Annotated in this window: 18 protein-coding genes; 14 read left to right on the forward strand and 4 right to left on the reverse strand. The window is 67.7% G+C overall.

What is annotated here, in order from left to right; translation table 11 throughout:
• Positions 1–224: 224 nt before the first annotated feature.
• Positions 225–899 (reverse strand): hypothetical protein, encoded by a 675-nt coding sequence (locus ABQJ54_RS17230; RefSeq protein ID WP_367855553.1) that lies wholly within the window; start codon positions 897–899, stop codon positions 225–227.
• Positions 900–999: 100 nt separating this feature from the next.
• Positions 1,000–3,531, reverse strand: a complete 2,532-nt coding sequence (locus ABQJ54_RS17235; protein ID WP_367855554.1) for a penicillin-binding protein 1A — start codon at positions 3,529–3,531, stop codon at positions 1,000–1,002.
• A 297-nt stretch (positions 3,532–3,828) separates the two neighbouring features.
• Between ABQJ54_RS17235 and ABQJ54_RS17240 the strand changes: the two genes are divergently transcribed.
• The 11 genes from ABQJ54_RS17240 to ABQJ54_RS17290 all read left to right on the forward strand — a co-directional run bounded on the left by ABQJ54_RS17240 (position 3,829) and on the right by ABQJ54_RS17290 (position 16,525).
• On the forward strand, positions 3,829–4,887 hold the full coding sequence (locus ABQJ54_RS17240) for a pilus assembly protein PilM (RefSeq protein ID WP_367855555.1): 1,059 nt from the start codon (positions 3,829–3,831) through the stop codon (positions 4,885–4,887).
• Complete coding sequence (locus ABQJ54_RS17245) at positions 4,887–5,627, forward strand: PilN domain-containing protein (protein WP_367855556.1); 741 nt, start codon at positions 4,887–4,889, stop codon at positions 5,625–5,627. The genes ABQJ54_RS17240 and ABQJ54_RS17245 overlap by 1 nt, the downstream gene beginning before the upstream one ends.
• Positions 5,624–6,286: a type IV pilus inner membrane component PilO gene (locus tag ABQJ54_RS17250; RefSeq protein ID WP_367855557.1), complete on the forward strand. Its 663-nt coding sequence runs from the start codon at positions 5,624–5,626 to the stop codon at positions 6,284–6,286. Before ABQJ54_RS17245 ends, ABQJ54_RS17250 begins: the two co-directional genes overlap by 4 nt.
• Entirely contained in the window at positions 6,286–6,822 is a 537-nt protein-coding gene (locus tag ABQJ54_RS17255) for a pilus assembly protein PilP (RefSeq protein ID WP_367855558.1), read from the forward strand. Before ABQJ54_RS17250 ends, ABQJ54_RS17255 begins: the two co-directional genes overlap by 1 nt.
• A gap of 56 nt (positions 6,823–6,878) precedes the next feature.
• Positions 6,879–9,098, forward strand: a complete 2,220-nt coding sequence (locus ABQJ54_RS17260) for a type IV pilus secretin PilQ (RefSeq protein ID WP_367855559.1) — start codon at positions 6,879–6,881, stop codon at positions 9,096–9,098.
• Positions 9,099–9,235: 137 nt separating this feature from the next.
• Positions 9,236–10,231, forward strand: coding sequence for an AAA family ATPase (locus tag ABQJ54_RS17265; protein WP_367855560.1), 996 nt, complete (start codon positions 9,236–9,238; stop codon positions 10,229–10,231).
• Positions 10,228–11,163: a DUF58 domain-containing protein gene (locus ABQJ54_RS17270; RefSeq protein ID WP_367855561.1), complete on the forward strand. Its 936-nt coding sequence runs from the start codon at positions 10,228–10,230 to the stop codon at positions 11,161–11,163. Before ABQJ54_RS17265 ends, ABQJ54_RS17270 begins: the two co-directional genes overlap by 4 nt.
• Entirely contained in the window at positions 11,160–11,678 is a 519-nt protein-coding gene (locus ABQJ54_RS17275) for a DUF4381 family protein (RefSeq protein ID WP_367855562.1), read from the forward strand. Before ABQJ54_RS17270 ends, ABQJ54_RS17275 begins: the two co-directional genes overlap by 4 nt.
• Positions 11,671–12,651 (forward strand): VWA domain-containing protein, encoded by a 981-nt coding sequence (locus tag ABQJ54_RS17280; RefSeq protein ID WP_367855563.1) that lies wholly within the window; start codon positions 11,671–11,673, stop codon positions 12,649–12,651. Before ABQJ54_RS17275 ends, ABQJ54_RS17280 begins: the two co-directional genes overlap by 8 nt.
• Positions 12,648–14,612: a tetratricopeptide repeat protein gene (locus ABQJ54_RS17285; protein WP_367855564.1), complete on the forward strand. Its 1,965-nt coding sequence runs from the start codon at positions 12,648–12,650 to the stop codon at positions 14,610–14,612. The genes ABQJ54_RS17280 and ABQJ54_RS17285 overlap by 4 nt, the downstream gene beginning before the upstream one ends.
• A gap of 137 nt (positions 14,613–14,749) precedes the next feature.
• Positions 14,750–16,525 (forward strand): BatD family protein, encoded by a 1,776-nt coding sequence (locus tag ABQJ54_RS17290; RefSeq protein WP_367855565.1) that lies wholly within the window; start codon positions 14,750–14,752, stop codon positions 16,523–16,525.
• On the opposite strand, the gene ABQJ54_RS17295 is transcribed toward ABQJ54_RS17290, so the two are convergent.
• Together ABQJ54_RS17295 and ABQJ54_RS17300 are read right to left on the reverse strand one after the other, a co-directional pair.
• Positions 16,512–17,033, reverse strand: coding sequence for an O-acetyl-ADP-ribose deacetylase (locus ABQJ54_RS17295; protein ID WP_367855566.1), 522 nt, complete (start codon positions 17,031–17,033; stop codon positions 16,512–16,514). The two genes, ABQJ54_RS17290 and ABQJ54_RS17295, sit on opposite strands and share 14 nt — an antisense overlap.
• A 134-nt stretch (positions 17,034–17,167) precedes the next feature.
• A complete protein-coding gene (locus tag ABQJ54_RS17300) occupies positions 17,168–17,701 on the reverse strand; it encodes a hypothetical protein (RefSeq protein WP_367855567.1) in 534 nt (177 codons plus the stop codon).
• Between the two features lie 215 nt (positions 17,702–17,916).
• Here ABQJ54_RS17300 and ABQJ54_RS17305 point away from each other — a divergent pair, with 215 nt between their 5' ends.
• The 3 genes from ABQJ54_RS17305 (at position 17,917) to ABQJ54_RS17315 (ending at position 23,009) form a co-directional block, all read left to right on the forward strand.
• A complete protein-coding gene (locus ABQJ54_RS17305) occupies positions 17,917–18,381 on the forward strand; it encodes a MarR family winged helix-turn-helix transcriptional regulator (protein ID WP_367855568.1) in 465 nt (154 codons plus the stop codon).
• Between the two features lie 208 nt (positions 18,382–18,589).
• On the forward strand, positions 18,590–19,717 hold the full coding sequence (locus tag ABQJ54_RS17310; protein WP_367855569.1) for an efflux RND transporter periplasmic adaptor subunit: 1,128 nt from the start codon (positions 18,590–18,592) through the stop codon (positions 19,715–19,717).
• Positions 19,718–19,904: 187 nt separating this feature from the next.
• Positions 19,905–23,009 carry an efflux RND transporter permease subunit gene (locus ABQJ54_RS17315; protein ID WP_367855570.1) on the forward strand — a complete coding sequence of 1,035 codons (3,105 nt, stop codon included), beginning with the start codon at positions 19,905–19,907 and terminating at the stop codon, positions 23,007–23,009.
• Positions 23,010–23,041: the final 32 nt, after the last annotated feature.

Genomic DNA, 23,041 nt, shown 5'->3' on the forward strand with positions numbered 1-23,041 from the left:
TCCACGGGCCGATACGCGACGCCCCGGCCATGCTGGGGCGTCGTCTTTTGCGGTCACCGTTCCTGGTGCCAGCCCTTTGGGCCATCGCTGGCGCGATGTCATGTCGCTCCGGGCGATTTTTTGCGCTTGCCATCCCTGGCAGGCGCCCTTCGGGCCATCGCTGGCGCGATGTCAAAAATCGCTCCGGGCGATTTTTTGCGGGGTGTGGGGCGGGATGAACCGTTTCAGCGCAGCGCGCCAGCCAGCATGCGCTCCAGGTCGTCCGCGCCCTCGTCCTCGGCGAGCAGGATTTCCAGTGCACTCAGCGTGGCGCGGCGCATCGGCTTCTCGTCGACGCGATCCAGCGGCGCCTGGCGCAGCGCGTCGCGCGGCAGCACGGTCAGGTCGAACGGCAGCGCGTCGGCGGCGAACAGCAACACCGGGAATTCGGCCTGCTCGTCACGGCTGGTGCGCAGGCGGCGCGTCTGTGCCTCGAACGGCACGCCGTGTTCGTGCAGGTAGCGGTGCACGGCGTCGGGGTCGTCGCTGAACACGTGCAGGCAGATCGCCGAGTGCACGTCGGCGGTGCCGTCCAGCACGGCACCGACCAGGCGCGGCTCGAAACGGTCGAGGAAACGCATGGCCTCCATCGCCGCCTCGCGGCGCGCGCGCAGCAGCTGCGGCTGGCTGTCGGCGAGGAATAGGCGCTGGTGCTCGCGCAGCGCCTGCTCGATCTCCTGGTTGCGCGGCAGCGCCTGGGTGTCGAGGATGCCCAGCCGCTCGGCGGCCTTGAGCTTGGCGCGGTGGAAGTCGCGGATGCCGTGCTCGCTCATCAGGCGGGCCGCCTCCTGAGCCACCCGCCGCCGGTTGCGTTGCTGGCGGTCGCTAGCATGGATGCGGTGATGTTCGCCTCGGGCCATGTCGGTTCCTCCGCCGCTCACGCGACCAGACTAGCGCAAGCGGCGGAATGCGGGAACCGTGGTCGAGAGCCGGGTGGCAAACCATCCGGGCCCGCAGGTATCAGAAGATGTTGTAGGGGTTCTGCTGATCCTGTTGTTGCGGGGTGGCCTGGCTGCGCAGGCGGTCCACGTCCTCGACCTTGAAGAACTCGTTCATGCTGTTCGGGTCGTCCGGCGTGGTCGGCAGGCCGCTGGAGCGATCGATCAGCATGGTGGCGATGCCCGGCGGCATCGGCAACGAATTCAGCGGCAGCCCCTTCAGCACCGTGCCCATGTAATCCATCCAGATCGGCAGCGCCGCCTTGGCGCCGAATTCGCCGCGCCCCAGCGAACCGTAGTTGTCGAAGCCCACCCATACCGCGGTGGAGATCCCGCCGTTGAAGCCCACGAACCAGGCATCGCGGTGATCGTTGGTGGAGCCGGTCTTGCCAGCGAGGTCGGCGCGATCCAGCGCCTTGGCTGCCGAGCCGGTGCCGCGCAGGATCACGTCCTTCATCAGCGAGGTGATCAGGAAGTCGGTGCGCGGGCCGAGCACGTGCGGTGCCAGCACCGGCGGGTGCGCGCCATTGCCATGGGCGTCAGCCGGCAGGGTCTCCACGCCGGAATCGTCGGCACTGGCAGCCTTGGCCGGCGTCGCGGTGCTGGAGGTTTCCGCAACAAGACTGTTGGCCGGGCGCTTGCTCATGTCCGCCGGGGGCGGCCCCGGCGGGGCGTTCTCGAGCAGGCGCTCCTGGCATTCGCGACAGGCGCGCGCGGGGTTGGCGACGTAGACCGGTTTGCCGCTGCGGTCGTCGATCTCGCTGATGAAGTACGGCGTCACCAGGTAGCCGCCGTTGGCGAACACCGCATAGCCGCGTGCCATGTTCATCGGCGACACCGAGGCGGTGCCCAATGCCATCGACAGGTTCGCCGGCAGCGCGTCGAGCGGGAAGCCGAAGCGGGTGATGAACTCGCGTGCGTAGCGCACGCCGATCGCGTCGAGCAGGCGGATCGAGACCAGGTTCTTGGACTGCACCAGCGCCTCGCGCAGGCGCATCGGGCCGGCGAACTTGTCGTCGTCGTTGTTCGGCGTCCACAGGCCGCCGGGACGCGAGGGGTCGGGCAGGGCGATCGGCGCGTCGTTGATGATCGAGGCGGGCGTGAAGCCGTGGTCGAACGCCGCCGAATAGAGGTAGGGCTTGAAGCTGGAACCGGGCTGGCGCGCCGCCATCACCGCGCGGTTGAACTTGCTGCGGGTGAAGTTGAAGCCGCCCACCAGCGATTCGACGGCACCGTCCTCCGGCCGGATCGAGGCCAGCGCGGCCTGTGCGGCAGGAATCTGCGCCAGCTGCCAGTTGCCCTTGTTGTCCTGCGACACGCGGATGATGTCGCCACGCTTGAGTACTGCATCCACCTGCTTCGGTGCGGGACCGGTGCGGCTGTCGTTGATGTAGGGGTGTGCCCAGTCCATCGCGGCAAGATCAAGATGGATGCTCTTGCCGTCGGCGAGGAAGACGCTGGCGGCGTCGGCCGAGCTGGCGGTGACCAGCCCCGGCGTGAGGCCGGAAATATCGGTATAGCCGGCGAGCGCACGCTCGTAGTCCGGCTGGCCGGCGTCAGCCGCCAGGTCCTGGTGCGCCTCCGGGCCGCGCCAGCCGTGGCGGCGGTCATAGGCGATCAGTCCCTTGCGCACCGCTTCCACCGCGGCCTGCTGCTGCGCGCTCTGCACCGTGGTCTTGACCACGTAGCCCTCGGTGAGCGCGTCGTTGCCGAGGCGATCCAACACCTGCCGGCGCACCATTTCGGCGAGATAGGGTGCGTCCACCTCGATCGGGGCCTCGTGCGGCGCGGCGTCGTTGCGCTCGGCTATGGCTTCCTTGTACTGCGCCTCGGTGATGTAGCGGTGCCGGAGCATCTCGCCCAGCACCCAGTTGCGTCGCGCCAGCAGGCGCGCCGGGCTGTTGATCGGATTCACCACCGAGGGCAGTTGGAAGGTGGAGGCGATCGCCGCGCACTGCGCGATGCTGAGCTGGTCCAGCGTCTTGCCGTAATAGTACGAGGCCGCCGCGGCCACGCCATAGGCGCGGTGGCCGAGGAACATCTTGTTGAGGTAGAGCTCCAGGATCTGGTCCTTGCTCAGCTCGTGCTCGATGCGCAGCGCGATGAAGATCTCGATGAGCTTGCGCGAGTACAGCTTCTCGGGGCTCAGGAAGAAGTTGCGCGCCACCTGCTGGGTGATGGTGGAGCCACCGGGGCCCTTGTCACCGCCGGTCACGATCACGTGCCAGCCGGCGCGCACGATGCCGTGCCAGTCGACACCGGGATGGTGGTAGAAGTCGGCATCCTCGGCCGACAGCACCGCGTGCTTGAGGTTGGCCGGTACGCCGGCGATCGCCACCGGGATGCGCCGGGTCTCGCCGAAGGAGGCGATCAGCTTGCCGTCAGCGCTTTCCACCCGCAGCGGCACCTGCATGTGGTAGTCCTTCAGCATCGCCACCGAGGGGATGCGTGGCGCCACCAGCCAGTACGCCACCCCGACTGCGAGGACCGCCAGCAGAAAACCGGAGAACGCCAGGATCAGTGCCCAGCGCAGCAGACGCTTGAGAATACGCATGTGTGGCGAATGGCCTGTGTCGAAACCCGGCAGAGTATAGAGGTTGTGCCGCAAACCACTTCGGAGGGGTACATCTTCGGAAACGCGACCGGAGCGACCGCAAGATCGTCCGTCCGTGCCGAAACGAGGCCCTCGTCACGCTGCGCAAAGACCGTGGCCCAAATGTGGGCGCCATCACGGGAAATACTTGAGAAAACCGCGGCAGGCCATTGCGGGAGCGTTAAATTTTCGATCTAATGCCAGCGCACATCAGCCGGAAATCCGGCGGTTGGCGCCCGGGGGCAAAGGGGGAACACCGTGGGGCTCTTCACACCCAAGAAGCCGGCACTGATCGGTGTCGACATCAGTTCGACCGCCGTCAAGCTGCTGCAGCTCAGCCAGGCGGGCGGGCGTTACCGCGTCGAGCATTACGCGGTGGAGCCGTTGCCGCCCAATGCCGTGGTCGAGAAGAACATTGTCGAGGTCGAGGCGGTGGGCGAGGCGATCCGTCGCGCGCTGGCGCGCTCCGGCTCCAGGCTCAAGCACGCATCCGCCGCGGTGGCCGGTTCGGCGGTGATCACGCGCATCATCCCGATGCCGAGCGAATTGAGCGAGGAGGATCTGGAGGGCCAGATCCAGGTCGAGGCCAACCAGTACATTCCCTACCCGATCGACGAGGTGAGCCTCGACTTCGAGGTACTTGGCCCGGTACGCGACAACCCCGAGATGAACAGCATCCTGCTCGCTGCCTCGCGCACCGAGAACGTGGACATGCGCGTGGCCGCGCTGGAGCTGGGCGGCCTCACCGCCAAGGTGGTCGACGTGGAGGCGTTCGCGATGGAGAACGCGTTCGCCCTGCTCACCGACCAGCTCAACGTCGGGCGTGACGCGCTGGTGGCGGTGGTCGACGTGGGCGCGACCATGACCACGCTGTCGGTGCTGCGCAACCAGCGCACGATCTACTCGCGCGAACAGGTATTCGGCGGCAAGCAGCTCACCGACGAGATCATGCGCCGCTACGGGCTCTCCTACGAGGAAGCCGGCCGCGCCAAGCGCAAGGGCGGCCTGCCCGAGTCGTACCAGAGCGAGGCGCTGGAGCCGTTCAAGGAATCGCTGGTGCAGCAGGTCAGCCGCCTGTTGCAGTTCTTCTTCGCCGGCAGCGAATACAGCAAGGTCGACCAGGTGGTCCTGGCCGGTGGCTGCGCCACCATCGACGGCATCGCCGCGATGCTCGAGGAGCACGTCGGCGTGCCCTGCGTGGTAGCCAACCCGCTGGCGCGCATGTCGATGTCGCCCAAGGTGCAGGGACAGTCGCTGTCCCAGGACGCGCCGGCACTGATGATCGCGGTCGGTCTCGCCCTGAGGAGCTTCGACTGATGGCCCACGTCAACCTCCTTCCCTGGCGTGCGGAGCGGCGCAAGCTGCGCGAACGCGAGTTCTACGGCCAGCTCGGCGCCGCCTTCGTGGCCGGGTTGGGTTTCGTGTTGCTGTGGGCGATCTGGATGGGTGCGCGCGTCGACAACCAGACTGACCGCAATGCCATCTTGCAGGGCGAGATCAAGCAGCTCGACGTGAAGATCGCCAAGATCAAGGATCTGGAGACGGTGCGCGAGCATCTCCTGGCACGCAAGCAGATCATCGAGCAGCTGCAGGCCGACCGCTCGAAAATGGTGCACCTGTTCGACGAGCTGGTGAAGACGATGCCTTCCAGCGTGCGCCTCACCGTGCTCAAGCAGGCCGGCGACACGATGTCGCTGGATGGCGTGGCGCAGTCCAACGCCAGCGTGGCCGAATACATGCGCAACATCGAGGCCTCGCCGTGGATGGGTCACGTGGACCTGCGCAAGACGGAGAACAGGCACGACGCCTCGCGCATGCCCTACGGCTTCGGCCTGAGCGTGAAGCTGAGCAAGCCGAAGCCGGACGAGACCGGCGCCGCTGGCGCACCGGCCGGTGCAAGCACGGTCGCGGCGCCGGCACATGCCGGCAGTGCGGCGAGCACGCCCATGCCGGCGGCTGCGCCCGACTCGACGACGCTGAAGCCGGCCATGGCGCATGCCGGCAGTCGTGAGCCTGCCAAGCCGCATGCAGCCGCCAAGGGAGGGGCCCAGTCATGAAACTCCTCGACGATCTGCGCGGCCTCGACCGCAACAACGTCGGCGGCTGGCCCCAGTCGGTCAAGATCTTCTTCACCGCACTGATGTTTCTGGTGGTGGTGCTGCTGGGCTGGTACTTCTACGTCAGCGGCCAGCAGGACGAACTGGCCTCGCTGGCGAACAAGGAAGGCCAGCTCCGGCAGGAGTTCACCACCAAGCAGGCCAAGGCAGTGAATCTCGATGCGCTGCAGCAGCAGCTCGACGAGATGAAGGACATGCTGCGCCAGTTGCTGCGCCAGCTGCCCAGCAGGACGGAGATGCCCGAGCTGCTGATCGACGTCTCGCAGACCGCGCTGTCGGCCGGCCTGCAGGTCGACTCCTTCGTGCCGCAGCCGGAGGTGCCAAAGGACTTCTACGCCGAGAAACCGATCCAGCTGAAGATGGTGGGCACCTATCACCAGTTCGGCACCTTCATCAGTGGCGTGGCCTCGCTGCCGCGCGTGGTGATCCTGACCATGCACGACGTCTCGCTCACGCCCGAGCATGCGGGCAAGGACGGTACCTCCACCGATGGCCAGCTGGTGCTGCAGGGCACGGTGAAGACCTACCGGTATCTGGATGAGGACGAGGCGGCGGCCGAGGCGAAAAGCTCGGCCAAGAAGGCGGGGAGGCACAAGTGATGAAGCTGCCCACTGCCATGAAGCCGTCGACGCTGTCGCGTATCGCCCTGCTGCTGGTCGCCGCACTGCTGCTGGGGGGCTGCACGCGCGGCACCTCGGACTTGCGCGAATGGATCGCCCAGCAGAAGGCGAAGAAGGGCGCACCGATTCCGCCGCTGCCGGTGATCAAGACCTTCGAGACCTTCACCTACGCCGACCAGGATCTGCGTGACCCGTTCGGCCCCAGTGCCGCGGAGCAGGAGACTGCGTCCAGCGGGCCGCGGCCGGACCAGAACCGGCCCAAGCAGCCGCTGGAAATGTTCGCGCTGGACAGCCTGAAGATGGTCGGTACGATCGGCACGGGTGCGAGCATCGAGGCGCTGATCAAGGATCCCAGCGGCGTGATCCATCCAGTGCACCGCGGTGAGTACATGGGCCAGAACTACGGCCGCATCACCGCCATCACTGACGACCACATCGATCTGACCGAACTGGTATCCAACGGCAATGGCGGCTGGATGGAACGTCCGGCCAGCATGGCACTCGGCGAGAAATAGGGGACACAGGGGCTGATGCAATGAGCAACCACATCCAATCCGTCCGGGGCCGGGTCATGCGCCACGCCATTCGTTGTCTCCTGTCGCTGCTGCTGCTCGCCGGTGCGGGCTTCGCCTCGGTCGCGCTGGCCGCGGGCGACAGCACGCTGAAGGACATCAGCTACACCACGCTGCCCGGCGGCAGCGTGCAACTGCACCTGAACTTCGCCGGCGCGGTGCCGCAGCCGCGCATCTTCACCACCGACAGCCCGGCGCGCATCGCGATCGACTTCGCCAACACGGGCACCACCGCCCAGCGTCACACCGACATCGGCCAAGGCGCCACCTCCGGCGTCTCGGCGGTGGCCGCCGGTGGCCGCACCCGGGTGATCGTGGAGCTGATGCGCCCGGTGTCGTACCAGTCGGCAGTCGAGGGCGACAGCCTGGTGCTCACCGTGGCCAGCGGCAGTGCGCCGCAGACGGCAGCTGCGCCGGCGCCGGTGCAGCGCAGCATCACCACCGCGGCGATCATCGACCCGTCCAAGCGCCTGCCGGCGACGGCCGCCGGCAGCATCAGCGTCACCAACATCGATTTCCGCCGCGGCGCGAACGGCCAGGGGCGTGTGCTGGTCAGCTTCAGCGGTCCCGGCGCGGATGCGCAGATGCGCACGATCGGCGACAAGGTCGAGGTCAGCATTCCGAACGCCAGCGTGCCGTCGAACCTCGCGCAGCGGCTGGACACGCTGGACTTCGCCACCCCGGTGCAGTCCATCACCACCCGTACCGGCGTCGCAGGCGGCGTGCAGATGACGATCGCCACCAAGGGCGTGGTGGACACCTCGGCCTGGCAGGAAGGCAACCAGTACGTGGTCGAAGTGGCGGCGAAGAAGGGCGAGAACGCGGCCCCCGGCAAGCTGGCGCTGGGTCAGCAGCCGGTCTACACCGGCAAGCGCGCGACCTTCAACTTCCAGGACATCCCGGTACGCTCGGTGCTGCAGCTGATTGCCGACACCTCGGGTCTCAACATCGTGGCTTCCGACAGCGTCAGCGGCAGCATCACGCTGCGCCTGGTGAACGTGCCATGGGATCAGGCGCTGGACGTGATCCTGCGCGCCAAGGGGCTGGACAAGCGCCGCGACGGCAACGTGATCTGGGTGGCGCCGCAGCAGGAACTGGCCAAGTACGAGGAAGATCTCGCCACGGCGCGCATGAAGGCCGAGGACAACGCGCCGCTGGTTACCACCTACATCCCGATCAGCTACGGCAAGGCGGCTGACATCGCCAAGCTGCTGACCACCGGCAGCATGCAGGGTGGCGGCGGCGCGGCCAATGGCGCCAGTGTGACGCGCGGCTTCCTGTCGGCGCGTGGCAGCGTCTCCTATGACGAACGCACCAATACCCTGCTGCTCAACGACACCGCTGAGAAGACCGAACAGATCCGTGATCTCGTGGCGGTGCTGGACAAGCCGGTGCAACAGGTGCTGATCGAGTCGCGTATCGTCATCGCCAACGACACCTTCACCCGCCAGCTTGGCGTGCAGTGGGGCGCGTATGGCCAGCAGACCAATCCCAGCGGCCAGGTGCTGCAAGTGGGAGGCGGGGCGGGTGGCACCACGTTGGGCTGGACCACGCCCGGCAGTACCACGGGTAGCACCACCGGTGGCGTATCCAGCAACCCGGGCCTCAACGTGAACCTGCCGGCATCGAGCTCGAACTCTCCTGCAGGTGCGCTGGGTTTCGCCATCCTCGGCAAGAACTACGCGCTGGATCTGGAACTGTCTGCGGCCCAGACCGAAGGCAACAGCGAGATCGTCGCCAGCCCGCGCGTGATTACCGCAAACCAGCAGGAGGCAGTGATCCGCCAGGGCCAGGAGATCGGTTACGTGACCTACTCGGGCGGCACGGGCGCCAGTGCGAGCACGGGCACGGCCTCGGTGCAGTTCAAGGATGCCGTGCTGCAGCTCAAGGTCACCCCGACCATCACGGCAGACAACCGCGTCTATCTCGCGATTACCGTCAACAAGGACTCGCTTGCCTCTTATCTCCAGACGCCACAGGGCCAGGTGCCGAACATCAACACCCAGTCGGTGAACACCAATGTGCTGGTGGACAATGGGCAGACCGTGGTGCTGGGTGGCATCTACGAGGTAGACAAGAACAATTCGGTCACCAAGGTGCCCGGCCTCGGCGACATTCCCGTCCTTGGCAGCCTGTTCCGCAGCACCAGCCGGAACAACAGCAAGGCGGAACTGCTGATCTTCGTGACGCCTCGCATCCTCAACGATTCGTTGCAGTAAGGCATCACATTCACACGACGCAAAGAGGCGGCTTCGGCCGCCTCTTTGCGTCGTGTGCCTGAATGCGCGGGCGCTGTCGACTAAACTTCCAGGCTCCGCCGCGGTCAACAGCGGCGACTTGCTGCCGGAATCCCATGATGGACATGCCTGAAACCCCGCCCCGCAGCCGTCTGCAGCAGGCCTTCGCGCGACTGCGCGACGAGTTGCAGGCCTGCATCATCGGTCAGCCGAAGCTGGTCGACTGCCTGCTGGTGGCACTGCTTGCCGATGGCCACCTGCTGGTGGAGGGTGCGCCGGGACTGGCCAAGACCACGGCGGTGAAGGAGCTGTCGGCGCGCATCGAGGCGGATTTCCACCGCGTGCAGTTCACTCCCGATCTGCTGCCGGCGGATCTCACCGGTACCGACGTGTTCCGGCCGCAGGCCGGCAGCTTCGAGTTCGAGCGCGGGCCCCTGTTCCACAACATCGTGCTGGCGGACGAGATCAATCGCGCGCCGGCCAAGGTGCAGTCGGCCCTGCTCGAGGCAATGGCCGAGCGCCAGATCACCGTGGGTCGCAGCACCTGGCCGTTGCCGGACCTGTTCATGGTGATGGCCACGCAGAATCCGATTGAGCAGGAAGGCACCTTTGCGCTGCCCGAGGCACAGTTGGATCGCTTCCTGTTGCACGTCACCATCGGTTATCCCGATGCAGTGGCGGAACTGGCGATCCTCAGGCTTGCCCGCGAACAGGCCAGCCACCGCGCGCACCCGGTGCCTGCGCCGGCCCCGCTGCTCAGCCAGGCCGACGTGTTCGCCGCGCGCGACGCTGCGATGGCCGTCCACATGGCGGGCGCGCTGGAGGAATACCTCGCCCAGCTGGTGCTGGCCACGCGCGACGCCGGCCGCTACGGACAGGAGCTGAAGCGCTGGATCGCCTGGGGCGCCAGCCCGCGCGCCACCATCGCGCTGGACCGTTGTGCCCGTGCGCAGGCCTGGCTGGCCGGCCGCGACTATGTGCTGCCCGAGGACGTGCACACGATCGTGCACGAGGTGCTGCGCCACCGCGTGCTGCTCAGCTACGAAGCCGAAGCCGAGGGCGTGCGCAGCGACCAGGTGATCGCCCGGCTGCTGGATCTCGTGCCGCTGCCGTGAGTGCCGTTGTGCCGAATCGCGTCGACGGCGATGGCCGGGCATGCGTCTCGCTGGCCGAGCTGATCGCACTGGGCGCCCGCGTCGGCCGCGCGAAGCTGGCGCCGACGGAAAGCCGCGCCGCGCGCAGCGGCCAGCAGTCCAGCCGCCTGTACGGCCGTGGCATGGACTATGCCGAATCGCGCGTCTACCAGGCCGGCGACGACGTGCGGCGGATGGACTGGCGGCTCACAGCGCGCAGCGGCAGGTTGCACACCAAACTCTTCCAGGAGGAGCGCGAAGGACGCCTGCTGGTCCTGCTGGACACGCATGCCAGCATGCGTTTCGGCACCCGCGTCCGCTTCAAGTCGGTGCAGGCTGCACGTGCCGCCGCCGTCGCCGCGTGGCTGGCCGTGCGCGCGGGTGAACGCGTGGGCATGATGGCCTTCGGCGCGCATGATCGCCTGCTGCGCCCGCAGGGCGCGGCGCGCGGTGCGCTCGCCGTGTGCGGCGCACTGGCGGAATGGGATGTGTTGCCGGCGATGGATGGTGCCGAACCGCTGTCCGCCGCCCTGTTGCGTGCGCGCCGTCTGCAACACGGCGCCAGTCGCGTGCTGCTGCTCAGCGACGGTTTCAGCGCGGACGCCGAAGCGCGGCAGCATCTGCTTGAACTGAAGGTGCGCGCCGAGGTCGGCGTGCTGGTGGTGGCCGACGCGCTGGAGCGCGCGCCGCCGCCGCCGGGCCGCTATCCGTTGGAACACGCCGGCGAGCGGCGCGACGTGGTGCTGCTGGGCGAGCGCCAGCGGCGCGAGTTCCAGCAGGCGCTGGGCAGCGGGCCGGCGAGGCTGGAAGCGTTGGCGCACGGTACCGGCCTGCGTTGCCGCGTGGTCGACACGCGCGACGATCCTCTCGCGGCGGTCGGCGAGTTGCTGGGCGTGGCGGGGATGCGTCGATGATGCCGCAGCCACCCGCATCGAATGGTCCGGTGCTGCGCGACATCCATCTGCCGCCCGCGCCCTCGTGGTGGCCGCTGGCGCCGGGCTGGTGGCTGCTGGCCGCGTTGCTGTTGCTGATGCTCGCCGCGGCAACGTGGTCCTGGCGGCGCCATCGCCTCCTGTTGAAGCAACGTCGCCTGCTGCTGGACGAACTGGAAAGACTGGCGGCATGCCATGTGCGTGACGGCGACGATGCCGCGTTGGCGGCTGCGCTCCATCAGCTGCTGCGCCGCGTGGCGCGCCGGCACGATGATGCCGCGACGAAGCAACGTGGCGCGAGTTGGCGGACGACGCTGGCGCGCGTACCGGTGGCGGCGCCGGTACTGGACCGCCTGATGGTGCTGGAGCAGGTGATCTATCGGCCGCAAGCGGAATTCGACGCACCCACCACATTGGCCGCGGCGCGCAGCTGGCTGCAGGCGGCCGCGAAGCCGCGCGCCTGGAAATCGGCCGCCATGGAACCGGGCCATGTTTGAGTTCGCCTGGCCCTGGCTGTTCCTGCTGCTGCCGCTGCCCTGGCTGCTGCGTCGTGCGCTGTCGCCCACCATGCCGGGGCAGGCGCTGCATCTGCCGCAGCCCGGCTTACGCCTCGCGGAAGCAGGCGGCAATGCGGCGCGCAGCTTCGCGCCCTGGCTGCTGGCGCTGTCCTGGTTGTGCCTGGTGGCCGCGGCGGCGCGTCCGCAGTGGGTGGGGCCGCCGCAGGCGCAGCAACGCAGCGGCCGCGCCCTGATGCTGGCGGTCGACCTCTCTGGCAGCATGCACACGCCGGACATGGAGCTGGCTGGCCAGCCGGTGAGCCGCTTCGGCGCGGTGAAGGCGATCGCCGGCAATTTCATCGATCGCCGCCGCGGCGACGAGATGGGCCTGATCCTGTTCGGCAGCCAGGCCTTCCTGGTGACGCCGCTGACCTACGATCTCGATGCAGTGCGCGCACAACTGCAGGGCGCAGCGGTGGGGCTGGCCGGCACCGAGACGGCGATCGGCGACGCCATCGCGATTGCGGTGAAGCGCTTGTCCGCGCTGCCCGAGCAGGCACGCGTGCTGGTGCTGCTCACCGATGGCGTCAACAACGCGGGCAGCATCACTCCACTGGAAGCGGCGCGCGCCGCGAAGGCGGCCGGCGTGCGCATCTACACCGTGGGCATTGGTGCCACCCGCATGCGCGTGCCGGGCTTCTTCGGCAGCCAGCTGATCAATCCCTCCGCCGATCTCGACGCGACGATGCTGACGAAGATCGCCGCCGAGACCGGCGGCCGCTTCTTCCGTGCCACCGACAGCGACCAGCTGGCCGATGCCTATCGCACCATCGATGCGCTGGAGCCGATGCCCCAGCACGGCCCCAGCCTGCGGCCGCGGCATGAGTGGTTCACCTGGCCGTTGGCGGCTGCACTGTTGCTGTGGCTGCTGGCCGGCCTGCCGCGCTGGCGCGCAAGGGAGATGCCGGCATGAGCGAGGCGCTGGCGCAGTTCCATTTCATCAGGCCCTGGTGGTTGTGCGCGCTCGTCGCGCTGCCATGGCTGCTGTGGCAGGCGGCGCGGCGCGGCCGCGGCCTGCAGGCACTGGCGCGGCTGGTCGATACGGAACTGCTGCCAGCGTTGCTGCAGGGTCGGGCGGCACGGCAGCGCCTGCCGCTGGGTCTGCTCGCGCTGGCCTGGTTGCTGGCGGTGCTGGCGCTGGCCGGCCCCGCCTGGAGCCGCGTCGAGCAGCCCTTGTACGCGCGCCGCGCCGCGCAAGTGGTGGCGATCTCGCTGTCACAGCGCATGCTGTCGCACGACGTGGCGCCCAGCCGCATCGACCGTGCGCGTTACAAGGCGCACGATCTGCTGATGGCCAATCGCGACGGTCTCAATGCGCTGGTCGGCTATGCCGGCGAAGCCTTCGTGGTGGCGCCGCTCACCTCCGACGTGCACAGCCTCGGCACGCTGCTCGACGCGATGGCGCCGGACACCATGCCGGTGGATGGCGACAACGCGGCGGCAGCCATCCAGCGTGGCGCCGCGTTGATCCGCGACGCCAAGGTCGGTGGCGGCTCGCTGGTGCTGATCACCGACACCGCCGACGCGGCGGCACAGGATGCGGCACGCAAGGCGCGCGCCGAAGGCGTGCGCGTCTCGGTGCTGGGTGTGGGTACGCCGCCGGGCGCGCCGGTGCCGCTGCCGGACGGCGGCTTCCTGCACGATGCGCAGGGCCACCTGCAACTGGCTGGTCGCGACGATGCGGCCCTGTCCGTGGTGGCCGCGGCAGGCGGTGGCCGCTATGCGCCGTCGAGCGCCGACGACAGTGACATCGCGGCAATGCGCGGCGAATTGCATGCGGGCTCCACGCAGGCGGTGCGGGGCCAGGTCGGCGACGAGTGGCAGGATCGCGGCCCCTGGTTGCTGCTGTTCCTGCTGCCACTGGCGGCATTGGCATTCCGCCGCGGCTGGCTATTGCTGGTGCCGCTGGTGTTGCTGCCGATGCTGCCAGGCACCGCGCAGGCGGCGAACTGGCGTGACCTGTGGCAGCGCCGCGACCAGCAGGCCGCCACGGCGCTCAGGCAGGGCGACGCGAAGCAGGCGATGCAACTGGCGCGGGACCCGGCGTTGCGCGGTGCGGCGGCCTACCGCGCGGGCGATTACGCCGCCGCCACGCAGGCCTTGCGCGAGGCGCAGGGTGCCGACGCGCCCTACAACCTCGGCAACGCACTGGCGCGCGAAGGCAAGTACCAGGATGCGATCCAGGCCTACGATCGCGCGCTCAGGCTCGACCCCGCGAACGCGGATGCGAAGGCGAACCGGCAGGCGGTCGAGGACTGGCTGCGCAAACAGCAGAAGCCTCCACAGAATCAGTCATCGCCGTCGCAGCAGCAACAACAGAAGCAGGGTGGCCAGTCCTCGTCGAACGGACAGGGCGGCAATAGCGGGCAGGGCAAGGATAGGCAGAACCAGAGCGAGCAGGACAAGAGCGGACAGGACAAGAGCAATGGCCAGTCCGGCCAATCGCCGCAGCAGGGCGACAGTTCGAAGCAGCAGGGCCGGCAGGATGCGTCGAGCGACGCCGGCAAGTCGCCGCAGGATGAGGCAAAGCAAGGCGGCCAGCCGTCGCCGGGCAACTCCGGTGCGCAACAGGACAACCAGCAGCCGACACCCGCACAGCAGGCTGCACAGCAGGCGCAGGCCGCGAAGGCGCAACAGGCGCTGAAGCAGCAGCTGGACAAGGAGCTGGGCGCGGCCGGCAAGCCAGCGACGAACCAGGTGCCCGCACATCAGCTCGGCGCGGGAGGTGCCGACGATCCGCAATCGAAACTGCCGGCCGACCTGCGCCAGGCCCTGCAGCGCGTACCCGACGACCCCGGCGCACTGCTGCGTCGCAAGTTCGAACTGGAATACCAGCGCCGCCACGGCGGCGTGGCCGACGAGGATGGGCCGTGATGCTCACACAGGCTTTGTTTATGCGGACATCCCTGACTGCGAAGATCAAACGGACGGCCATCCCTGGCTGTTTGTTTTTGTGCTCGTCCCTGATCGCGAAAAAATCGCCAGGAGCGATTTTTGACATCGCGTCAGCGATGGCCCGAAGGGCGACCGCCAGGGATGGCGGTCGCAAGATCAAGTGGGCGCCCATCCCTGGCCGCACTTTTCAAGGCTTTGTCCTGCTGTTGTGCCTGCTGCCGCTGCTGGCGCGTGCCACCGATGTGCAGGCCACACTGGATCGCAACACCATGCAACTGGGCGAGACGGTGACGCTGAACCTGCACATCGCAGATGGCAGCGGCAACCTGGCGATGCCCGACTTGAGTCCGCTGCAGCAGGACTTCGATATCCTCGGTCGCTCGCAGAGCAGCAATCTCAGCATCATCAACGGCAAGAGCAGTTCCGAGCTGGTCATCGGCGTGGTGCTGCGGCCGAAGCACGCGGGCACGATAACGATACCGTCGCTCGCGGTGGCCGGGGCGCGGACCACGCCGCTGCAACTGCAAGTCGATCCACCGAATCCGGCCGCGGCCGCAGCCATGCACCGGAGCGTGTTCATGGAGGCCGAGGTCACGCCGCAGCGCGCCTGGGTGGGGCAGCAGCTCAGCTATGTGGTGCGGCTCTACTACAGCGGCAACATCACCAGTGGCGCGCTGGACACGCCGCAGATCGATGGCGTGCAGCTCAGCCAGGTGGGCGGCGACCTGCGCTACGACGCGGTGCAGGGCGGACGCCAGTATCACGTGATCGAGCGGCGCTACGCGCTGGTGCCGCAGCATGCCGGCACGCTGGCGATTCCCGCACTGGGTTTCCAGGGCGAGGCGCTCGATCCGAGCGATCCCGACAGTTTCTTCGGCGCAGGCACGCCGGTGTCGGCCAGCGCCCCCGCGCTCACGGTGCAGGTGCAGGCCGCGCCAGCGGATTGGGGCAAGGCGGCATGGCTGCCGGCGCGCGCCCTCAGCCTCACGCTGACGGGCTGGCCCGATGCGAACGCCACGGTGCGCGTGGGCCAGCCGATCAACCTGACCATGAAGCTCAGCACCACCGGCTTGCCGTTCGAGACCTTGCCTCAGTTGAGCTTGCCCGCGCTGCAGGGTGCCACCGTGTATCCGGACCAGCCGGCCACCGCCACCACGAACGACGGGCCATGGCTGGTCGGCAGCCGCCAGCGCGGTTTCGCAGTGGTGCCCGAGCAGGCCGGCACACTCGCCCTGCCGGCCACCACGCTGCGCTGGTTCGACGTGACCTCCGGCCAGGAGCGCACTGCCGAGATTCCCGCGCACAGCGTCACCGTGCTGCCTGCGGCAGGCGCCGCCAACGCGCCGCCGGTGACCACCGCGCCTTCCGCCGCGTCGCCGGCACCGGCCGAGGCAGCTTCGGCGCCCGCGGTTGCGGCAGCGCCGGCGAGCGCGCAGTTGAAAGGCGCGCCATGGCGCTGGATCGCGCTGGCCAGCCTGCTGCTGTGGCTGCTCAGCGTGCTGGCGTGGTGGCTGTGGCGACAGCGCCCGGCGCGCAGTGCCGTGGCGGTTGCGGCGGCCAGCGCGACGGGCGATGGCACGCGCCGGCTGCGCCAGGCCTTCCTCGCCGCCGCACGCGGCAGCGATGCAGCGGCGCAGTTGCGCAGCCTGCTGGCCTGGGCACAGGCGGAGCGGCCGGCGATCCGGCACCCCGGCGCGCTGGTCGCTGCACTGGCGGACGAGGCGCAGCGGCGCGCACTCGCCGAGCTGCAGCGCCGTTGCTATCACGATGCCGCGGCGCCGATGGGTGGCGACGATCTTGCCGAAGTGTTCAAGCGCGGTTTCGCGTGGCGGGAAGCGGACAAGGCGGATGACGACACCTTGCCGCCGCTGTACCCGTTCAAAGTGAAGTGAGCGCGGTCTGGAACACGATGCGCATCGGTTCGCTGTAGCAGCACAGGACGAGGTCGAGTGCGGGATCGCCGCTCACTGCCTCGGACAGCGTGCCCAGTGCCACTTTGGCGGCCAGTGGCGCGGGATAGCCGTACGCGCCGCAGCTGATCGCTGGGAACGCGATGCTATGCAGGTCATGTTCGTGCGCTAGGTGCAGCGCGTTGCGGTGGCAACTCTCCAGCAGCGCCGCTTCGCCGCGGCCGCCGCCGTGCCAGACCGGGCCCACGGTGTGGATCACCCAGGATGCCGGCAGCGCGAAACCGGGCGTGATGCGTGCCTCCCCGGCAGGGCAGCGCACGCCGGGCGCGACCTGCGGCAGTACGTGGCAGGCGGCAAGCAGCGCCGGGCCCGCGGCACGGTGGATGGCGCCGTCGACCCCGCCGCCGCCGAGCAGGGTCTCGTTCGCCGCGTTGACGATGGCGTCGACGGTCAGCGTCGTGATGTCGGCGGTGATGACGGTGATCGGCATGGGATCCGCAATGGCGGCATGGGCGGCGGCAACATGATGAAGCGGCGATCGGGATATCGGAACAGGAACGGCCACTGATGCCACAGTTGGCCGGATGGCCTGACTAGACAGATGGCAATGGCACAAGGGTGCCGTCAATCCATGGCTGGACGACCGGGTGTCTGTGCGGCAGTCCGCCGTCCCTCCCGGGGAGGGACGGGGTTTTGTCCGATGGCCTCCCGCAAGGCATTCAGGATGACATATTGGCCGGGCTCGTCCTGCAACTCCTGTTCGCCCAGGGGGAAGCTCTGGTGGCCATCGCGGTGGACAAGCACGATCGTGCGGGCGCCGCGATCGAATTGCAGCTCGGCCGAGCTCAGGTCACTGGCGGGTGTCGTCGTGGTCGCCACGATTTTTCCACGGACAATCTGCTCGGAAACGATCAGGTGGCGGGGTTGATCGACACTGATGCGGTAGGTGGTCGTGGTGCCGGTGAACGAGAGCAGCATCATGAAAAGAAACGCGAGACCGGGGATAAGCAGCCACTTCCAGGCCCGGGCGCGGATGAACTGGATGGAGACCACCAGCAGGATGAGTGCAAGCAGCACCATCAGGAAACCGGCACTTTGCGGGCGCTGCTCTGCGACGAGATGGCCATTCGCATGGGTGATGATGGTGATGAGTTTCATCGACGAACCTCGTGGGACGGTTTCCAGCCCGCGGCAACGGGCAATGCCCGTTTCAGACGGGTCGCCGTGCCGAACGGACATGGTGTGCAACAAGGCCGTGTGGCCTGTCCGCACCCGGTGCATGCAACAACAAGGCGCGGAGGCGGTCAATCGGCATGGAGCATGCCCTTTCGGCTTATGCTTGACCCTGTGTGACATCGAGGTGGCGGCAAATCATGGCGAAAACGGAAGAGCTTTCCTTCGGCTACCTGCTGAACGACGTGACCCTGCTGTTCCGCAAGCATTTCGACCGGCGGGCGGTGAAGTTCGGCCTCACCCGTGCGCAGTGGCGCGCCACCAAGATGCTGTACCACCGCGAGGGCATGCGCCAGACCGAGCTGGCCGAGGCGCTGGAGATGGAGCCGATCGCGGTGGGGCGGGTGATTGATCGCCTGCAGGCGGCGGGCTTCGTGGAGCGCCGCCCCGATCCGCGCGACCGCCGCGCCTGGCGGCTGTATGTCACCGCGCAGGCACACGACGTGGTGGACGACATGGAGCAGATCGCGCGCGAGCTGCGCCGCGAAGTCACCCAGGGCATCGACTACGACGAGCTGAAGCAGGCGCTGGCGGTGATCGGCCGCATCAAGGAAAACCTGCAGGCGCTGGACGCGGCCGAGGTGCCGGTGACGCGCAAGGATTAGGACTCGCGCCCTAGCCGTATTCGTCGCGCTTGCCAAGTGCCGGGCGTAGCGGGTGTTGCAGTGTCCGGCAGGCGCAAAATGTGTCGTGACAATCAACGCATCGGCGCATGCATGCGTTCGATATCAACTTGGTTCCTGCTGTGCTTCGGTGTCGCGATGACGTGGCTCGTCAGTTGGCAGGAATGCCCGATTCGATACTGGAGTTCCCATGCCGCAGCGCATGTCCTGGAAGAAGCTTGTGGCGCTGCTGGTGGCGGTGGTGCTGGTCGCACTGTTCGTGCGTGGATGGTCGGACCGTGGCAAGGCTGATGCAGGCAAGTCGGCCACCGCGCAGGCGGTACCGGTGAAGGTGGCGGTGGCGCAGCGCGGCGATCTGGATCTTTCGCTGCAAGTGATCGGCAGTGTCGAGGCGTATTCCACCGTGACCGTGCAGGCGCGCGTCAGTGGCCAGCTGGAGTCGCTGGCGTTCGCTCCGGGCGGCCGGGTGAAGGCCGGACAGGTGATCGAGCAGATCGACCCCAGTCTGCTGCAGGCGCAACTGGATCAGGCGCGCGGCAACCTCGCCAAGGACCAGGCCCAGCTGGTGAATGCCGAACAGGTGCTGCGCCGCTACACGCCGATGCTGGCCAAGGGCTATGTCGCACAGACCGACTACGACACCTACAAGGCGAACGTGGGCATCTATGCCGCGTCGGTAAAGGCGGACAAGGCGGCGGTGGAGATGGCGCAGACCCAGCTCGGCTATGCACGGATCGTAGCGCCGGTGGATAGCATTGCCGGTGCGCCGCTGGTCTATCCCGGCGCGCAGGTGAGCGCCAACAGCACCAACTTGGTGGTGCTCAACCAGGTGCGGCCGATCTATCTCACCTTTTCCGTGCCCGAGGCCGCCCTGGCCGGTGTGAGAGCGGCCTATGCGCGCGACAAGGTGGAGGTCAGCGCAACCATCCCGGGTGCAAAAGGCGCGCCGCTCGAAGCCAGCCTGGATTTCATCAACAACACGGTGGATGCCACCACCGGCACGATCCAGCTGAAGGCGGTGTATCCGAACACGGACGACCGGCTGACCCCCGGCCAGTACGTGCAGGTGCAGCTGCCCACCACCCGCCTCGCCAACGTCGTGACCGTGCCCGTGGAAGCGCTGCAGAACTCGCCCAATGGCAGCTTCGTGTTCGTGGTCGGCGCGGATGGCAGCGTGCAGCAGCGCATGGTGACGACGGGGCAGACCAGCGGCGACCGGCTGGTGATCGAGAAGGGCCTGGCTGCCGGCGAACAGGTGGTCACGGATGGCCAGATGCTGTTGACCAATGGCACGCACGTGCAGGTGGTGAAGGGATGAGCGGGGCAATGTTCCGCCGCCGCCGCGCTTCGAGGACGATGACGGCAAGTCCGGCCCCTCTCCCCAACCCTCTCCCCGGAGGGGAGCGGGGGCAGGCGTGCTATGCGGATTCGCACCATGATGCGATTTGTGACCGGAACGTGCGTGACTTGCGGGAACGGCTGGTTTGGAAAGGAGGGCGGATCCTTTGAACCTCCCAGCCCTGTGCATCCGTCGACCGGTGATGACGGCGCTGCTGATGATCGCGCTGATCGTGTTCGGCGTGGTCGCCTATCCGAACCTGCCGGTGAACGAACTGCCGAACGTGGACTTCCCCACCATCTCGGTGAGCGCGAGCCTGCCCGGTGCCTCGCCCGAGACCATGGCCACCGCGGTGGCCACGCCGCTGGAGAACCAGTTCTCCACCATCGCCGGCATCGACCAGATGACCTCGACCAGCGCGCTCGGCTCGACCTCGATCACGCTGACCTTCGACCTCAGCCGCAACATCGACGGCGCCGCGCAGGACGTGCAGGCGGCGATCTCGGCGGCGCAGCGCCAGCTGCCCACCAACATGCCCACGCCGCCCACCTTCCGCAAGGTGAATCCGGCGGACAAGGCGATCCTCTACCTCACGCTCAGTTCCGACACGCTGCCGCTGTCCACCGTGGACGAGTACGGCGAGACGCAGCTGGCGCAGGAGCTGTCGATGATCAGCGGCGTGGCGCAGGTGAGCGTGTTCGGCTCGCAGAAATACGCCGTGCGCATCAGCGTCGACCCCAGCAAGCTGGCCGCCAACGGCATCGGCATCGACACGGTGGAGCAGGCGATCGCCAATGCCAACGTCAACCTCGCCACCGGTTCGCTCAACGGCAGCCGGCAGCTGCTGCAGGTGAATTCGGACGGCCAGCTGCAGCAGGCCGCACCGTACAACAAGGTGATCGTGGCGTACCGCAACGGCGCGCCGGTGCGCCTATCGCAGCTCGGCCATGCCGAGGACAGCGTGCAGAACGACCAGGTGGCGAGCTGGTTCAACGGCAAGCGCGCGGTGGTGCTGGCAATCGACCGCCAGCCCGGCTCCAACACCGTGGCCACGATCGACCGCATCCGTGCGGTGCTGCCGCAGTTCGAGGCCACGCTGCCACCCGGGATCAAGCTGGAGACGCTGTACGACCGCTCCGACTCGATCCGCGCCTCGGTGGACGACGTGCAGTTCACCCTGCTGCTGGCCGGCGTGCTGGTGATCCTGGTGATCTACCTGTTCCTGGGCAACGCCTCGGCCACGCTGATCCCCGCGTTGGCGCTGCCGGTGTCGGTGGTCGGCACCTTCGGCGTGATGTACGCGCTGGGCTACAGCCTGGACAACCTCTCGCTGCTAGCGCTGACCCTGGTGGTGGGTTTCGTGGTGGACGACGCGATCGTGATGCTGGAGAACATCGTGCGCCACGTCGAGACCGGCATGGACCCGTACGAAGCCTCGATCAAGGGTTCCGGCGAGATCGGCTTCACCATCTTCTCGATGACGCTGTCACTGGTGGCGGTGTTCCTGCCGGTGATGTTCATGGGCGGCATCGTGGGCCGGCTGTTCCACGAGTTCGCGGTGGTGATCTCGACCGCGATCCTGATCTCCGGCTTCGTCTCGATCACGCTGACGCCGATGCTGTGCAGCCGCTTCGTCAAGCATGCCGAGCACGAGCAGAAGTCGCGTGTGGCGCTGGCCTTCGACCGCGGCTTCAACCACGTGCGCGACGGTTACAACAGCTCGCTGGCATGGGCGGTGGCGCATCCGCGCACGGTGCTTGGCGTGTTCTTCGCCAGCCTCGTCGCCACCGCCGTGCTGTTCGTGGTGGTGAACAAGGACTTCATCCCCGCCGGCGACACCGGCCAGCTGAACGTCAACACCGAAGGCCCCGACGACATTTCCATCACCGGCATGAGTATCCGCCAGCAGAAGCTGGCGGAGATCGTGGGCCAGGACCCGAACATCGCCGCATACATGTCTTCGGTGGGCTCGGGCGGCTCGCGCACCACCACCAACAACGGCTCGATCTTCATGCGGCTGAAGCCCGCGGACGAGCGCAAGCTCGGTCCCGACCAGATCATCCAGGAACTGCGGGCGAAGTTCGCCAGGGTGCCGGGCATCCGCGCCTACATCCAGAACCCGCCGGCGATCCAGGTGGGCGGCCGCGCCTCCAAGGCGGAGTACCAGTACACCCTGCAGTCCACCGACCTCGACGCGCTGTATGCCGAATCGGGCAAGGTGCTCAACGCGTTCGCCAAATTGCCCGGTTTCCAGGACGTCACCAGCGACCTCGACCTCAACGGCCCGGCCATCGACGTGAAGGTGGACCGCGACAAGCTGGCGCCGCTGGGGCTCACCATGTACCAGGTGCAGACCGCGCTGGGCACGGCGTTCGGCGAAGGCCAGATCTCCACGATCTACGGCACCGCCACGCAGTACTGGGTGATCCTGCAGGTGCCGTACAAGCTGCAGAACGATCCGGACGTGCTGTCGCAGCTCTACGTCACCTCGGATACCGGTGCGCTGGTGCCGCTGAGCACCGTGGCCACCTTCACCCGCGAGGCGCAGCCGCTCACCGTGAACCACCAGGGCGAGCTGCCGGCGGTGACGATCTCGTTCAACCTCGCGCCGGGCGTGAGCCTCAGCCAGGCGGTGAACGAGATCGACGGCGCGATGCGCCAGCTCGACCTGCCCGCCTCGATCACCGGCAGCGTGCAGGGCACCGCGCAGGCCTTCGAGCAGTCGATGCAGGGCATGGGCATGCTGCTGGCGCTGGCGCTGTTCGTGATCTATCTGGTGCTGGGCATCCTGTACGAGAGCTTCATCCACCCGCTGACGATCCTCTCCGGCCTGCCCGCGGCAGGCGTGGGCGCGCTGCTCACGCTGATGATCTTCCACGCGCCGCTCGACCTGTTCTCCTTCGTCGGCATCGTGATGCTGATCGGCATCGTGAAGAAAAACGCGATCATGCTGATCGACTTCGCGCTGGAACGGCAGCGCGTGGAAGGCATGTCGCCCGCCGAAGCCATCGTGGAAGCCTGCCACGTGCGCTTCCGCCCGATCATGATGACCACCATGGCCGCGTTCGCCGGCACCTTGCCGATCGCGCTGGGCATGGGCGCGGGCGCTTCCTCGCGTCGCCCGCTGGGCCTGGCCGTGGTGGGCGGCCTGCTGGTGTCGCAGGTGCTCACCCTGTACCTGACGCCGGTGATCTACCTGTACATGGACAAGCTGCAGCAACGCTTCGGGCACAGGCGCAAGGCGGCGGTGGAAAGTTTGCCGACGCCATGACGAAAAGGCGGCCTCAAGGCCGCCTTTTCGTT

The organism is Rhodanobacter lycopersici, from assembly GCF_040812335.1.
In the GTDB taxonomy this organism is placed as follows: domain Bacteria; phylum Pseudomonadota; class Gammaproteobacteria; order Xanthomonadales; family Rhodanobacteraceae; genus Rhodanobacter_A; species Rhodanobacter_A lycopersici.

Excerpts from the sequence above, each read along its gene's own strand:
- ABQJ54_RS17290 (WP_367855565.1), top strand. The coding sequence starts at position 14,750 with ATGGCCCGAAGGGCGACCGCCAGGGATGGCGGTCGCAAGATCAAGTGG.
- ABQJ54_RS17260 (WP_367855559.1), top strand. The coding sequence starts at position 6,879 with ATGCGCCACGCCATTCGTTGTCTCCTGTCGCTGCTGCTGCTCGCCGGT.
- ABQJ54_RS17255 (WP_367855558.1), top strand. The coding sequence starts at position 6,286 with ATGAAGCTGCCCACTGCCATGAAGCCGTCGACGCTGTCGCGTATCGCC.
- ABQJ54_RS17230 (WP_367855553.1), bottom strand. The coding sequence starts at position 899 with ATGGCCCGAGGCGAACATCACCGCATCCATGCTAGCGACCGCCAGCAA.
- ABQJ54_RS17245 (WP_367855556.1), top strand. The coding sequence starts at position 4,887 with ATGGCCCACGTCAACCTCCTTCCCTGGCGTGCGGAGCGGCGCAAGCTG.
- ABQJ54_RS17275 (WP_367855562.1), top strand. The coding sequence starts at position 11,160 with ATGATGCCGCAGCCACCCGCATCGAATGGTCCGGTGCTGCGCGACATC.
- ABQJ54_RS17235 (WP_367855554.1), bottom strand. The coding sequence starts at position 3,531 with ATGCGTATTCTCAAGCGTCTGCTGCGCTGGGCACTGATCCTGGCGTTC.
- ABQJ54_RS17295 (WP_367855566.1), bottom strand. The coding sequence starts at position 17,033 with ATGCCGATCACCGTCATCACCGCCGACATCACGACGCTGACCGTCGAC.
- ABQJ54_RS17305 (WP_367855568.1), top strand. The coding sequence starts at position 17,917 with ATGGCGAAAACGGAAGAGCTTTCCTTCGGCTACCTGCTGAACGACGTG.
- ABQJ54_RS17250 (WP_367855557.1), top strand. The coding sequence starts at position 5,624 with ATGAAACTCCTCGACGATCTGCGCGGCCTCGACCGCAACAACGTCGGC.
- ABQJ54_RS17310 (WP_367855569.1), top strand. The coding sequence starts at position 18,590 with ATGCCGCAGCGCATGTCCTGGAAGAAGCTTGTGGCGCTGCTGGTGGCG.
- ABQJ54_RS17300 (WP_367855567.1), bottom strand. The coding sequence starts at position 17,701 with ATGAAACTCATCACCATCATCACCCATGCGAATGGCCATCTCGTCGCA.
- ABQJ54_RS17265 (WP_367855560.1), top strand. The coding sequence starts at position 9,236 with ATGGACATGCCTGAAACCCCGCCCCGCAGCCGTCTGCAGCAGGCCTTC.
- ABQJ54_RS17285 (WP_367855564.1), top strand. The coding sequence starts at position 12,648 with ATGAGCGAGGCGCTGGCGCAGTTCCATTTCATCAGGCCCTGGTGGTTG.
- ABQJ54_RS17280 (WP_367855563.1), top strand. The coding sequence starts at position 11,671 with ATGTTTGAGTTCGCCTGGCCCTGGCTGTTCCTGCTGCTGCCGCTGCCC.